The sequence below is a fragment of the Dyella thailandensis genome, from assembly GCF_050749815.1.
Classification (GTDB): Bacteria; Pseudomonadota; Gammaproteobacteria; order Xanthomonadales; family Rhodanobacteraceae; genus Dyella_A.
Genome location: NZ_CP192735.1, coordinates 3,414,205 through 3,428,599, shown reverse-complemented (window position 1 = coordinate 3,428,599; position 14,395 = coordinate 3,414,205). Strand labels below are relative to the sequence as shown.

At 70.5% G+C, this 14,395-nt stretch carries 9 protein-coding genes; 8 read left to right on the top strand and 1 reads right to left on the bottom strand.

Annotation, left to right across the window (positions count from 1 at the left end; translation table 11 throughout):
- The first annotated feature begins 31 nt into the window (after nt 1-31).
- The 4 genes from ACQVBX_RS15715 to ACQVBX_RS15700 all read left to right on the top strand — a co-directional run bounded on the left by ACQVBX_RS15715 (nt 32) and on the right by ACQVBX_RS15700 (nt 5,449).
- Complete coding sequence (locus ACQVBX_RS15715; RefSeq protein ID WP_431635257.1) at nt 32-1,093, top strand: LacI family DNA-binding transcriptional regulator; 1,062 nt, start codon at nt 32-34, stop codon at nt 1,091-1,093.
- A gap of 115 nt (nt 1,094-1,208) precedes the next feature.
- Nucleotides 1,209-2,243 carry an SIS domain-containing protein gene (locus ACQVBX_RS15710; protein WP_431635256.1) on the top strand — a complete coding sequence of 345 codons (1,035 nt, stop codon included), beginning with the start codon at nt 1,209-1,211 and terminating at the stop codon, nt 2,241-2,243.
- Nucleotides 2,243-3,397 carry an N-acetylglucosamine-6-phosphate deacetylase gene (nagA, locus tag ACQVBX_RS15705; RefSeq protein WP_431635254.1) on the top strand — a complete coding sequence of 385 codons (1,155 nt, stop codon included), beginning with the start codon at nt 2,243-2,245 and terminating at the stop codon, nt 3,395-3,397. Before ACQVBX_RS15710 ends, nagA begins: the two co-directional genes overlap by 1 nt.
- A 78-nt stretch (nt 3,398-3,475) precedes the next feature.
- Complete coding sequence (locus tag ACQVBX_RS15700) at nt 3,476-5,449, top strand: alkaline phosphatase family protein (protein ID WP_431635253.1); 1,974 nt, start codon at nt 3,476-3,478, stop codon at nt 5,447-5,449.
- 27 nt (nt 5,450-5,476) lie between these two features.
- Here the strand turns inward: ACQVBX_RS15700 and ACQVBX_RS15695 are convergent, their stop codons facing one another.
- Entirely contained in the window at nt 5,477-7,216 is a 1,740-nt protein-coding gene (locus tag ACQVBX_RS15695; RefSeq protein ID WP_431635251.1) for a sulfatase-like hydrolase/transferase, read from the bottom strand.
- Nucleotides 7,217-7,392: 176 nt separating this feature from the next.
- On the opposite strand from ACQVBX_RS15695, the gene ACQVBX_RS15690 reads away from it, so the two are divergent.
- From ACQVBX_RS15690 to ACQVBX_RS15675, 4 genes are all read left to right on the top strand, one after another.
- Entirely contained in the window at nt 7,393-9,444 is a 2,052-nt protein-coding gene (locus tag ACQVBX_RS15690; protein WP_431635250.1) for a bifunctional 2',3'-cyclic-nucleotide 2'-phosphodiesterase/3'-nucleotidase, read from the top strand.
- 207 nt (nt 9,445-9,651) lie between these two features.
- Nucleotides 9,652-10,218, top strand: coding sequence for an RNA polymerase sigma factor (locus ACQVBX_RS15685; protein WP_431635249.1), 567 nt, complete (start codon nt 9,652-9,654; stop codon nt 10,216-10,218).
- A complete protein-coding gene (locus tag ACQVBX_RS15680; protein WP_431635248.1) occupies nt 10,215-11,225 on the top strand; it encodes a FecR family protein in 1,011 nt (336 codons plus the stop codon). Before ACQVBX_RS15685 ends, ACQVBX_RS15680 begins: the two co-directional genes overlap by 4 nt.
- A 5-nt stretch (nt 11,226-11,230) precedes the next feature.
- On the top strand, nt 11,231-14,107 hold the full coding sequence (locus ACQVBX_RS15675; protein WP_431635247.1) for a TonB-dependent receptor domain-containing protein: 2,877 nt from the start codon (nt 11,231-11,233) through the stop codon (nt 14,105-14,107).
- Nucleotides 14,108-14,395 lie beyond the last annotated feature (288 nt).

The window sequence follows — 14,395 nt, the reverse complement described above, 5'->3', positions numbered from 1 at the left end:
ATGCGTCGCCCATTCGAAGGAGTGCCCTGCGTTGCGTCATGCCACCATCAAGGACGTCGCCAAGCGAGCCGGTGTCTCGCTGAAGACCGTCTCGCGCGTGATCAACCAGGAAGCCTCGGTGCGCGCGGACACGCGGCAGAAGGTGGAGCGCGCGGTCGAGGCGCTGGGCTACCGGCCCAACCTGTCGGCGCGCAGCCTGCGCGCGGCGCATTCCTACGCGATCGGTCTGGTCTACGACAACCCGAACGCGCACTACGTGATCAGCCTGCAGGAAGGCGTGCTGTCGGCCTGCCGCGAGCGCGGCTTCGGGCTGCAGATCCATCCCTGCGACGCGAGCTCGCCGCACCTGGCCGAGGAGCTGGTGGCGCTGGTCAAGCGTGCGCGGCTGGCCGGGCTGGTGCTGGCGCCGCCGATGTCCGAGCAGCCGGAACTGATCGCCACGTTGAAAGAGCACGACGTGCACTTCGTGCGCATCATCGCCTCGCGCGACGACCCGAAGGACGGCTACCCCTGCGTCTACGTGGACGACCGCGACGCGGCCTATGCGATCACCGAGCACCTGATCCAGCTCGGCCACACGCGCATCGGTTTCCTGTGGGGCGAACCGCACCACCGCTCCAGCCCCGAGCGCTACCAGGGCTACGCCGACGCGCTGAAGGACTACGGCATCGCGCTCAACAAGAAACTGGTGCTGCCAGGCCGCTACGCGTTCGACGACGGCTTTCGCGGTGCACGCAAGTTGTTTGCGCTGAAGGAGCCGCCCACCGCGATCTTCGGCAGCAACGACGAGATCGCCGCCGGCGTGCTGGCCGCGGCGCGCTCGACCGGGCTGGACGTGCCGTGGGATCTGTCCATCGCCGGCTTCGAGGACAACCCGTTCTCCAAGCAGGCCTGGCCAGCGCTGACCACGGCGCGCCAGTCCACCCGCGAAATCGCCCGCCACGCCGCGCTGCGCCTGATGGCCGAACTGCAGCACGCCGAGAGTGGCGACGACACGCCACCGCCGGCCAACGAGGGCTTCGTGCCCGAACTGGTGGTGCGTGGCTCCACCGCGCCGCCGCGCGGTGCCACGCCGGGCAAGCGCTCCGGCTGAACGCGCGCGCCGCCTGCGATCGCGGCGCGCCCTCCATTTCCCCGCTCACCTCGTCCGCGCGGCCGCTTGGCCACGCGGCGCACGCGTGCGCCCGCCCCCACCGACGGACCGTTCCATGAAAGATGCCAGCGTCACCCTGATGTACCGCGAAGCCGGCGAAAGCGCCGATGTGATCGAGCGCCAGTTCGCCCGCAATGCCGGCCTGCTGGCCGCGCTGGGCGAACAGCTGCGCGCGCGCCCGCCGCGCTTCATCGTCACCTGCGCGCGCGGCAGCTCCGATCACGCCGCCGCTTACGCCAAGTACGTGTTCGAGACCCAGCTCGGCGTGATCACCGCCTCGGCCTCGCCGTCGGTGTCATCGATCTACGACGCCCCGCTGCGGCTGGAAGATGCGCTGTTCGTGGCGATCTCGCAATCCGGCAAGAGCCCGGACCTGCTGCGCGCGGCACAGGCGGCGAAGGACGCCGGCGCGCGCGTGCTGGCCTTGGTCAACGTGGAGGACTCGCCGCTGGCGGCGATGGCCGACACCTGCATCCCGCTGCACGCCGGCGCGGAAAAAAGCGTGGCCGCCACCAAGAGCTACCTCGCCTCGCTCGCCGCCGTGCTGCAGCTCACCGCCAGCTGGCGCGGCGACGGCGCGCTCGACGCCACGCTGGCCGCGTTGCCGCAGCAGCTGCGCGACGGCTGGAACGCCGACTGGTCGCCGATGGTGGAAGGCTTCGCCGGCGTGCAGAACCTGTTCGTGGTCGGTCGCGGCTTCGGCTTCGGCGCAGCGCTGGAGGCCGCGCTCAAGCTCAAGGAAACCTGCGGCCTGCACGCCGAGGCGTTCAGCGCGGCGGAGGTGAAGCACGGGCCGATGGCGCTGGTCGGCGCCGGCTTCCCGGTGCTGTTCTTCGCCCAGGACGACGGCACCATGGACAACACTGTGGCGGTCGCGCGCGAATTCCGCGCCCGCGGCGCCCGCGTGCTGCTGGCCGCGCCGGGGGTGAGCGGCGAGGACAGCCTGCCGCTGGCCTCGGGCGTGTCGCCGCTCACCGCGCCGCTGCTCATGGTGCAGAGTTTCTACAAAGCTGCCGCTGCACTCTCGCTGGCGCGCGGCTACGATCCCGACGTTCCGCCGCATTTGCGCAAGGTCACGGAGACGGTCTGATGACTGCTTCACTCACCGCTCTGGTCAACGGACGCGTCATGGGCGAGCGCGGTCTGCGCGAGGGGCTGGCTGTACTGATCGACGGCGCGCGCATCGCCGCCGTCTGCCCGATGGAAGATCCGCGCGTGGCGCAGGCCACCGCGCACGATCTGGGCGGCAAACTGCTGCTGCCCGGCTTCATCGACGTGCAGGTCAACGGCGGCGGCGGGCTGCTGTTCAACGACGATCCCACGGTGGAGACCTTGCGCGGCATCGCCGCTGCGCATCGCATCTTCGGCACCACCGGCCTGCTGCCCACCCTGATCACCGACACGCGCGAGACCATGCGCCGCGCGCTGGAGGCAGTGGACGCGGCGATCGACGCGGGCGTGCCGGGCATCCTGGGCATCCACCTGGAAGGCCCGTTCCTCGCCGGCGCGCGCAAGGGCATCCACGACAGCACGCTGTTCCGCCCGCTCGATGAAGAAGACCTGGCGCTGATCACGGCGCCGCGCCGCGGCAAGGTGATGCTCACGCTGGCACCCGAATGCGTGCCGCCATCGACCATCCGCCGCCTCGCCGACGCGGGCGTGCTGGTGGTCGCCGGCCACACCGGCGCCGACTACGCCACCACCCGCGCGGCGCTCGATGCCGGCGTCTGCGGCTTCACCCACCTCTACAACGCGATGACCCCGCTCACCAGCCGCGAGCCCGGCGTGGTCGGCGCCGCGCTGGACGACGCGGCGAGCTGGTGCGGGCTGATCGTCGACGGCCACCACGTGCACCGAGTGAGCCTGCGCGTGGCGATCGCGGCCAAGGCGCGCGGCAAGTGCGTGCTGGTCACCGACGCGATGCCGCCGGTGGGTTCGGATCGCCCCGACTACACACTCAACGGCCAGACCATCGTGATGAAGGACGGCATCTGCCAGAGCGACGACGGCGTGCTCGCCGGCTCCGCGCTGGACATGGCCACGGGGCTACGCAATCTCGTGGAGATGGTCGGCGTGCCGCTGGACGAGGCCTCGCGCATGGCCAGCGACTATCCGGCCGCTTGGCTGGGGCTGACCGCCACACACGGGCGCATCGCGGCCGGACAGCAGGCGGACCTGGTCGCGCTGGACGACGCGTTGCTCGTGCACGACAGCTGGATCGCAGGAAAACACGCCGCTCACTGAGCCGCGTTGCCACTCAACTGCAAACAACGCGATGCCATGATGCGCGGCTGATTGGTCCGTCTTCCGCGAGGCTCGTGCATGTCCCTGCTCCGTCGTCTGCTGGTTCCCCTTGCCTGCCTGGCTGCCCTGGCCGGATCGGCACACGCTGCCGCGACCGCGCCGCACCACCGCATCATTGTGTTCGTGTGGGATGGCATGCGGCCGGACGCGATCAGTGCGCAGGACACGCCGAACCTGCTCGCGCTGTCGCAGCGCGGCGTGTTCTTCACCGACAACCACTCGACCTACCCCACCTTCACCATGGCAAATGCGTCGAGCTTCGCCACCGGCGCGTTTCCGGGGCCGATCGGCTTCTACGGCAACAGCTTCTATGCGCCGGGCGGCGAAGGGCTGAACGCCAAGGGCGAAGCGGCGGATTTCCAGAACCCGATCTACACCGAGGATTACGCCGTGCTGCGCGATCTCGACCGCCACGAGGACGGCGCGCTGCTGGAAGTGCCGACCCTGCTCGCCACCGCGCACAAGGCGGGCCTGACCACCGCGGTGATCGGCAAGTCCGGCCCGGCCTTCCTGCAGGACTACAAGCTCCCGAATGTCGGCGGCGACAACGTGTTGCTGGACGAGAACACCGTGCTGCCGCTGGCCTTCGCCAGGGAGCTGCAGGACGCCGGCTACAAGCTGCCGGCCCACACTGCCTACACCTACGATGCCCACCAGCTGCAGCTGCGCGAAGACAACGACTCTCCCACCGAAGCGGGCAAGCTGGTCAAGCTCAAGGACGGCGTCACCTCTGACGCCACCGCCGCGGGCGAGACCACGCCCGGCCCGGCCAACGCATGGATGATGCAGGTCTACCTGGACGAGGTGCTGCCCAAGCACCGGCCGGACGTGAGCATCGTGTGGCTGCGCAATCCGGACACCACCCAGCACCAGTACGGCGTGGGCTCGCCGGAGTTCCACCTCGCGCTGCAGGCGCAGGACGCGCTGCTCGGCCAGCTGCAGGCGAAGCTGCGCGAGCTGGGCATGACGCAGGACACCAACCTGATCGTGGTGTCCGACCACGGCCACAGCAACGTCGCCGGCCCGGCCGCGCTGTTTCCGCTGCGCGCGATCAACGACGGGCGCGTGGCCGGCATCGACAGGGAGTGGGGCTTCTCGGTCTCCGGCAGCGTGCGCATGGCCGATGATCTCACCCGCGCCGGCTTCCACGCTTATGACGGCGAGGGCTGCATCTACGCGCCGGTGATGAGCGGCATCCGCGCCGACGGCACGCCGCTGCACCCCACCCGCTACGACGACGATGGCCGCGTGTGCGGCAAGCCCGGCCCGTACACCACGCCCAGCTACGTCGTGCCCGACGTGCTGCCGAAGGACGCCGTGGTGATCGCGCCGAACGACGGCACCGATTACCTGTATGTGCCCACGCACGATGCTGCGTTGGTCAAGCGCGTGGTGCGCTTCCTGCAGTCGCGCGCCGTGATCAACACCGTGTTCGTGGCCAAGCGCTACGGCGCGATCCCCGGCACCCTGCCGGCCGAGGCGGTGCACCTGGAGAACGCCCGCCGCGGGCCGGACATCATCATCAGCTACGCCTGGGACGCCGACGCCGTGGTGCAGGGCTTCCCCGGCACCGAGGTGGGCACGGTGTCCACCGAGCGTGGCCAGCACGGCAGCTTCAGCCCGCGCGACGTGCACAACACGCTGATCGCCAGCGGTCCGGATTTCCAGCGCGCCATGCGCGATCCGCTGCCCAGCGGCAACGTGGACGTGGCGCCCACGCTGGCGGCGCTCTTGAACCTGCCGCTGCCCACCGCGCAGGGCCGCGTGCTGCACGAGGCGCTCACCGGCGCGCTGGCGCGGCCGCTGTCGGACTACGCGGTGAAGCCGGCGGCGATCCGCCCCGCGCAGCCGGCGACGGGGCTGAAGACCGTGCGCATCGACGGTGCGCCGCTGCCCGCCACCCGCTACAGCTTCACCGTGCGGCAGAAGCGGCTGTCGTTCGACGGCCGTACGTGGACGTACTTCGACCAGGCCGCCGCCGACCGCCAGTGAGCGCGGCGGCAGGCGACCGGCTGCGCGTCACTGGTAGACGTGCAGCCGGTCGAAGATCCAGGCGTGGTAGGAGGCGAGCAGATCGGGCCGGGCGCAATCGGTGTACAGGCCGTCGCAGCGATCGCGCAGCGCGGTCTCGGCGGCGAAGTAGGGATCGGTCGGCAACCCCGCCGCCTGCAGCACCATGCTGGGCAGGTAGGCGATGTCCAGCAGCGGGTAGCTGGGCAGCAGCGGCGGATCGACCAGGTTGCTCTTGAGCATGTAGTAGGTGAGGTAGTCCTGCTTCTCCCGCACGCTGGCCGGCGCGGTCGCCGGCAGCGTGCGTGCGAGATCGCGGATCAGGCCGCTGAAGGCCGGCTGGTGGTCGCCGAAGGTCATCAGCACGGTGGGCTGGGCACGATGCAGGAAATGCGCTTCCAGCTCGTGCATGGCGCGGTCCGAGGCCTGCAGGCGCGACAGGTAGGTGTCGAAGTTCAGCGCGGCCTGCTCGGGCAGGCCGCGCAGCAAGCCCTGGTTGTACGGCGGCGGCAGCGACGACAGCGGATGGATGTCGTGCGGGCCGTGCTGGGCCAGGGTGAGGATCATCATGAATACCGGGCGGCCCGGCTGCTTCACGCGCTGATAGACCTTCCACGCCGCAGCGAACATCTGCGCGTCGCTGCTCTTCCAGGCTTCCAGCCCCAGGTCGTTGACGTCGTAGAACTGCTCGAAGCCGTAGTCGCGGTAGGCGTTGCGGCCATTGATGAAGCCGCCGGCGGTGGGATAGATCGCCACCGTGAGATAGCCCAGCCGCTGCAGTTGCAGCGGCAGCGTGTCGTGCACGCGCGGCGCCAGCACATAGGGTGCGTACATGCCGCCGGGGCCGAAGATGCTCTGCGGCAGGCCGGTGATCGAGGCGAACTCGCTGACCCAGGTGCCGCCGCCGAACGTGTGCACGCGCAGCGCGCCGTGGGCGCGGGTGTGCCTGTCGGCGCGGAACATGCCGACCCGGCATGGCGGCAGGTTGCAGGCGGTGAACACCGATGGATCGAAGGTGCTTTCCTCCAGCACCTGCACGATGTCCGGGTAATGGGCGGCCGGTGCCGGTACCGCCGGCGGTGCGTTGCCGGCCGTGTGCGCCCAGTCCTGTTCGGCGAGTGCATCGCTGGCACGCGGCGGCAGGTGCACGTCGTCGTCTTCCAGGTTGACGAAGAAGTTGGTGAGCTGCGCGGCGTCGGAGAGCTTCTGCCAGGCGTTGCGGTTGTGCACCTGGGCGAACGGCCCGTTGGCGGCCAGCGCCAGGTGCAGCGCGAACACCGCCGCGGCGACGCCCAGCGCCCGCATCGCCAGCGCGCGCGGCCGGCGCTGCCTGGCATCCACCGCCGGCTCGCGCCGCCACAGCAGCCATACCGCCAGCGGCAGGCCGATCGCCACGGCCGCCGCGGCGGCCAGCAGCGGCGGGTAGTGCTCCAGCGTCTCGACCAGGCTGGAACGCACGAAGTAGACGAAATCCGCCGGCATCAGCGAGGAGTCGAGGTAGCGCAGCTTGAGCTGGCCCAGCGCCTTGAGCAGCACGAAGCCGGCGCCGGTCAACCCCAGCGCCAGCGCCGGCCGCGCCGTCAGGCACAGGGCCACGCCCAGGCTGCACAGCATCACCACCAGCACGAACAGTTGCTGGTCCGGCGCCGGTTCCTGCCAGGCGGTGAAGCCCACGCAGGCCATGAACCAGGCGGCCGCCAGCCACCGGCCCGCGCGCAGGCGCGCCGTGCGGGAGCTAAGTGCATTCATCGAGTCCGGCCCCTGTGTGGATCGAGCTGATCCGGCGCGAATCTTACGGTGCGATGACAGCCGCGGTGAGTGCCGCAAGTTGGCCCGTTGCCGGCCATTCGGGAAGCGCCGGAGGGAGGAATCGACACGCCGATCTGCTAGCTTGCGCTCCTCGTTTACGCTCGACGGAAACCGCCATGGCCGCACCTCGTCCACGCCACATATCCAAGCCTGCTCCGAGCAGGCTTGCTCCGGTCAAGCTCGCCCTGGGGGTGCTCGCCGCGGGTCTGCTGGCCGGCTGCAGTGGCCTGCTGGCGCGCCATCCCGCGCTGGCCGACGGCGCGCGGGCCGACGTGGCGATCCTGGAAACCACCGACCTGCACTCCAACATCCTCGGCTACGACTACTACAAGCTCAAAGCCGACCCGACGCTGGGCTACGAGCGCACCGTGACGCTGATCCGCCAGGCGCGCCAGGAGTTTCCCAACACCTTCCTGTTCGACGACGGCGACACCATCCAGGGCTCGGTGCTGGCCGACTACCAGGCGCTGGCCAAACCGGTGGGCTGCCAGGAGGAGCTGGCGATCTACCGCGCCATGGACAGCGTCGGCTACGACGGTGCCACCGCCGGCAATCACGAGTTCAACTACGGCCTGCCGTTCCTGTCGCAGGTCACCGGCACGCCGATGAACGTCGACGGCGGCACCTCCAAGCGCTGCGCCGGGCCGCACTTCCCGCTGGTGCTGGCCAACGTGGCCAGCGCGCGCGACGGTAAGCCGCTGTTCAAGCCGTGGGCGGTGGTGAGCAAGACCATCGAGGCCTACACGCCGGACGGCAGCAAACTGGCGGTGCCGCTGAAGGTGGGCATCATCGGCTTTGCGCCGCCGCCGATCCTGCAGTGGGACAAGCAGAAGCTCGAAGGCCGGGTGACCGTGAGCGGCGTGGTGGAGGCGGCGCAGAAGTACCTGCCGGAGCTGGAGGCGCAGCATCCGGACCTGATCGTCGCGGTGCTGCACGGCGGCCTGGACGATCACCCCTACACCCCGGACATGGAAAACGGCGGCTGGCACCTGGCCGGCGTGCCCGGCATCGATGCGCTGCTGCTGGGCCACTCGCACACCGAATTCCCCGGCCCGCACTACGCCGGCATGAAGGACGTGGACGCCGAGCGCGGCTTGGTGCGCGGCGTGCCGGCGGTGATGGGCGGCTTCTTCGGCAAGGACCTGGGCGTGATCAAGCTGGCGCTGGTGCGTCAGGGCGGCCAGTGGGTGGTGGACAAGGCCGACACCCGCAGCCAGGTGCGCCCGATCTGCCAGCCGGCGGTGAAGGGCAAGGCCCCCGACTGCGTGGCGCCGGACCCGACGATCGCCCCGCTGGTGGCCAAGGTGCACGAGGCTGCGATCGCCTACGTCAACACGCCGATCGGCGACACCGCCGTGCGGCTCAGCAGCTACTTCGCCGACGAGGGCAACATGACCGCGCTGGCGCCGATCAACGCCGCGCAGGCCGACTACGTGCGTGCCGAGCTGCCCAAGGCCCACCCGGAGCTGGCCGGCGTGCCGGTGCTCTCGGCCGCCGCCGCCTTCCGCACCGGCTTCGGCGGCCCGGACGACTACACCGACGTGGCGCCTGGCCCGCTCACCCTGCGCAGCGCCGCCGACCTGTACTTCTATCCGAACACCCTGGCGGCGGTGAAAACCGACGGCGCCGGGCTCAAAGCCTGGCTGGAACAGTCCGCGCGCCGCTTCAACCGTATCGACCCGGCCAAGACGGGCGAGCAGGCGCTGATCAACCCGCACTACGTGGGCTACAACTTCGACCAGATCCAAGGCGGCATCGCCTACACCATCGACGTGTCGAAGCCGGCCGGCGAACGCATCACCTCGCTTACCTACAAGGGCAAGCCGGTGACCCCGGGCCAGCCGTTCGTGATCGTCACCAACAACTACCGCGCCAGCGGCGGCGGGCATTTCCCCGGCCTGGACGGCAGCAACATCGTGCTGGCCTCGCCCGACGGCGCACGCGAGATCCTGGCGCGCTGGATCGAGCGCAAGCAGCACCTCACCGCCGCCGACCTGGAGCCGACCTCCTGGCACTTCGCCCCGCTGAAGACCCGCGGCCCGGTGGTGTTCCGCGCCGCTGCCGGCAAGCAGGCGGTGGCCGCCGCAGCCGGGCTGCACCACGTGCACCAGCTCAAGGACCACGGCGACGGCACGGCGACCTACGCCATCGACCTGTCCTCGCCCTGATCGAGAGGTAGGGGGAAAGCCGCCGGCCTGCGTTGAGCGGAGGTGGCCCGGAATGCCGGCAACGGCATTGCGGACGCAAGCCCCCGCGCAGGGATCGCGGCCCTCAGCCTTCCGCATGGACGCGGAAGCACTCTCTCGTGGGCCACAAGCTGCGATGGTTGCGATATCGTGACGACTATCTCTCTGGTCAACACACGGTGCCACCGCATGGCCCTGGGCGCAGCCGAGCCCAAGCAGACGCTTGCCGGCACCGGTCATCCAACCGAATTCGACGGCTTCGTGCGCTCGCAGCGCGAGGCGCTGGTGCGCTTCCTGCACCGGCGCACGCGCTCGGCCGACGACGCCGAAGACCTCGCGCAGGAAAGCCTCACCCGGCTGATGCGCTACCGCGGCCACGCGCCCGAAACCTGGACCGCACTGCTCTACCGCATCGCCGTCAACGCCCTACATGACCGCAGCCGGCGCGCCGCCAGCCATTTCGACGCCCAGCACGTCAGCCTGGACGACGAGGCCGGGCAACTGACCGCCAGCGAACCCAGCCACGAGCAGCGCACCGCGTCGCAGCAGGAGTTGGTGGCACTGCAGCGCGCCCTGCTGCGCCTGCCCGACCGCTGCCGGCAGATCTATCTGTTGAACCGGATCGAGGGCATGACCTACAACGAAATCGCCGACCACTGCGGCATCAGCGTGAAGGCGGTGGAGAAGCACATCAGCCGGGCACTGCGCCTGCTGCGCGAGCGCCTGGGTGCATTCAACAGGGAGGTCGAACCATGAATCGTCACGCCGCATCACCGCGCGCCAGCGACTTTCCCACCAGCGCCGAAGCCTGGCTCGCGCGCCTGCACTCGCCCCTGCGCAGCCCGCAGGACGAGGAGGCCTTCGAACGCTGGCGTGCCGCCGACCCGGACCACGCCGCCGCCTTCGCCGAAGTGGAATACCTGCACCGCAACGCCGCTCAGCTGGCGGATGATCCGCTGCTGCGCGCGGTGGCCCGGGCCGCCCGGCGCGATCTGGCGCGGCGTCCGCCGGCGCGGGTGCAGCGCACCTGGTGGCTGGCCGCCGGTCTCGCCGCCGCGGTGCTGGCAGCGGTGGGGCTGACCCATCTGATGCGCCAGGACGCTCCGGTGGAACGCAGCTATGCCACCGGCACCGGCCTGCCGCAGGCGCTGACGCTGGCCGACGGCACCGAGGTGCGGCTTGATGCGCAGTCGAGCCTGGCCACGCGCTTCGGTGCGCACCAGCGCGAAGTGATCGTGCGCAACGGCCGCGCCCAGTTCCGCGTGGCGCACGACAGCGCGCGCCCGTTCGTGGTGCTGGTGGACGGCAACGTGATCCGCGACATCGGCACCACGTTCCAGGTCAGCCGCCGCGCCGAGGGCGTTACCGTGGGCCTCCTGGAGGGCCGCGTGTCGGTGAGCCGCGACACCGTGGGCCAAGCCTGGACCAGCGAGCTGGCGCCGGCGCAGCAGTTGCACATCGACACGCGCGGGCATGCCGCCGCCGTCGCGCCGCTGGATCTGGACCAGGCGCGCAGCTGGACCCACGGCGAGCTCTCGTTCGACCAGCGCCGGCTCGACGATCTGCTGCAGTCGATGAACCGCTATTCCACCACCCAGCTGCGCCTGGGCGACCCCGCGCTGGCGTCGCTGCGGGTCAGCGGCAGCTTCCATGCCGGCGATCAGGACGCGCTGGCCAAAGCGCTGGCGCAGGGCTGGAAGCTCCGGGTGGAACGCACCGCAGCGAACGAGCTCACCCTGCTGCCTGCTGCCGGGGCGCGCTGATCGCGATGCCCCAGCGCCACACCGCGTTCGCCGTGCCCGGTCGTCGATTCGCCGCGCGCGGGCTCGCGCTGGCCCTGCTCTTTGCCGCTCTGCCCGCCGCGAACGCCGTGACCGCGCCGGCAGCGGCCGTCCGCCATTACCGGATCGCCGCCGGGATTCCGCTGGACGATGCGCTGCGTGCGCTGACTCGCCGCGGCGGCATCCAATTGCTGTACGCGCCGCAGCTCACCGCGGGTCGGCACACCGTCGCGCTGGAGGGCAACTTCACCGCCGCCGACGCCCTGGCGCGCCTGCTGCGCGACAGCGGCCTGGCCGCCGACGCCGTGAATGCCGACACCTACGTGCTGCGCCGCATGGGGCCCGCGCCGGTGGCGGCGGGGCAGCCGGCGCACCCGCTGCCGCGCGCACCGCTGGAGAACGTGCCGGTGCCGCTGCTGGCGGTGGAGGTCACCGGCACGCATCTGCGCCGCACGGCGATGGAGAACGCCTCGCCGCTGACCGTGATCGATCGCCGCCAGATCGAGCACAGCGGTTACCAGACCCTGTTCGAGCTGCTGCGCGCACAGCCGGGGATACGCGTCAACAACGCGCCCGTGGCGCTGAGCGACAGCGCGCTGTACCAGGCCAACGGCCTGTCCGGCGCCACCGGCGCGGCGGCGGTGGATCTGCACGGGCTCGGCGCCACGGCGACGCTGTTCCTGGTCGACGGTCAGCGCATGGCCGGCTACGGCCTGTCGCAGGGCGAGTTCAGCCTGGTCAACGATCTGGAGAGCATCCCGCTCGCACTGGTCGAGCGGGTGGAAGTGCTGCGCGACGGCGCCTCGGCCATCTACGGCTCCGACGCCATGGCCGGCGTGGTGAACATCATCCTGCGCAAACGCTTCGAAGGCGTGGCGCTGGACGGCAACACCGGCATCTCCTCGCGCGGTGACGCCTCGCAGCGGCGCGGTACGGTGAGTCTCGGCACCGCCTTCGGGCACGGCGGTCACGTGATGCTCAGCGGCGATTACCTCGACCGCTCACCACTGCTGGGCAGCGCGCGGCGCTGGGCGCGCAACGACGGCGACGGTGGCGACGGCATCTACTATTTCGACGGCGGCCAGATCGGCTACGCCAATACCGGCGACAGCTGCACGCAGACGGCGCTGGACGGCCCTTGCACCAACCTCACCGGCCCGCTGACCAGCTTGCAGACCGAGCTGCAAAGCCGCTCGCTGCTGGCCCACGTCGACCACCCGATCGGCTCGCTGGAGGCTTACGCCGACCTGCGCTGGAACATGGTGCGCCAGCATCAGCAGACAGGACCGGCGACCGAGCAGCTGCGGGTGTTCACGCCCGCGACGGGCAGCAGCCGGGTGGTCAACTACGCGTTCAGCGACGTGGGGCCGATCCGCGACGCCACCCAGTCACGCAGCACCCAGCTCAGCGCGGGCCTGCGCGGCCACCCCGGCGACTGGCAGTGGGACCTGCGGCTGGACGACCAGCACAACGCTGGCACCGATCGCGTGCGCGGCCTGCTGCGCACCAGCGTGCTCGACCAGGCACTGGCCGATGGCAGCTACCGGCCCGGCGGCCGCAACGACCCCGCCCTGCTCGCCGCACTGGCGCCCGAACTGCTGCGCACCGGTCGCACCAGCCAGAGCGGTTTCAGCCTGCGCGCGGACGGTCCGCTGGCGCAGTGGCGGCTGGGTGAAGTGGGGCTGGCCGCCGGTATCGAGGGTTACCGCGAGCAGTTGGACGACCAGCCCGATCCGCTGCTGATCGCCAACGACGTGTTCCAGTTCCAGCCGCCGTACGTGCGCCGTGGCGATCGCTGGATCTCCGCCGCTTACGTGGAAATGGAATCCCCCCTGGCCAAGGGGCTCACCGCCAACGTCGCCGCCCGCGCCGATCACAGCAGCGGCTTCGGCTGGGCGTTCTCGCCGCGGCTGGGGTTGAAGTGGGACGTTTCCGACAGCGTCAGTCTGCGCGGTACCCTCGCCCGCGGCTACCGCGCGCCCACCCTGCCCGAGCTCGATCGGCCACAGGCCCTGCTGCCCACCGGAGTACGCGTGGAAGTACCCGACGCGCTGCTGCCGTGCGTCGGCGCCCGGCCGAGCGGCGGCGGCTATTCGCGATGCACGCTGCGGCTGGACAGCGTGAGCAATCCCCAGTTGCAGCCGGAACGCTCGCGCAGCCTCACCTTCGGCGTGGTGCTGGCGCCCACGCCGGCGCTGGGCATCGCGCTGGACCTCTACCAGGTCGACCGCCGCCACGAGATCCGCGCCCTGCCGGTGTCCTACGCGCTCGACCATCCGGACGCCTATCCGGAGCTGTTCCGGCGCGACGACCAGGGCGTGCTGTACGCCTTCGACCAGCAGCTGGTGAATCTGGGCAAGACAACGGTGCGCTCGTTCGACCTGGACGTGCGCTACCGGCTCGACACCGCCCGGTTGGGCAGCTTCAGCTTCAACCTGGGGGTGGACTGGCTGGCCAGGCTGCGTCGGCAGATCGAGCCGGCGGCCACGCCCGAGCCCTACGACGGCTACGCCGACCAGCCCAAGGCCACCGCGCTGGCCGGCGTGGAGTGGTCGTACAGCGACTGGGTCAGCACCGCCAATCTGCGCTACACGGGGCGCTATGCCTACCAGGCCAGCGCGAACAGCCCGCTGATCTGTCCCGACAAGCTGCGCGCCGTCGGCCACTGCAGCACGCCGGCGTTCACCCTGCTCGATCTCAATCTGGAGTACGGCGGCTTCGCGCGCTGGCGCATCGGCATCAACGTGCACAACGTGCTCGATCACCGGCCGCGGTACTACGGCCGATCCTCGCTCGCCTACAGCCCGTCGTTCGACGACGTCGTGGGGCGCTACGTGCTGCTCAGCGTGCACTACCAGCGCTGAGGGTGTGCCCGCGGCGCAGCGCGTGCGGCAGCGTCCGACAACACTGACCAACCGGTGCGTGCATCGAACGCGATGCACGTCACGCCGCACCGATGGTTGCAAATGCACCTGTTGACCGCGTTGCAACATCGCCCGTAACGTCGGGCGCATGTCGATCGACAACGCCCCTGCCAGCCTTCGCCCCGCTCGCCTCCCCGGCGTGGTGCGCTGCGCTGGCGGGCGCTGCGTCGACACCCTCTTCCTTGCCACGACCATTACCACCACGACCATTACCACTCGGTCGGGGTG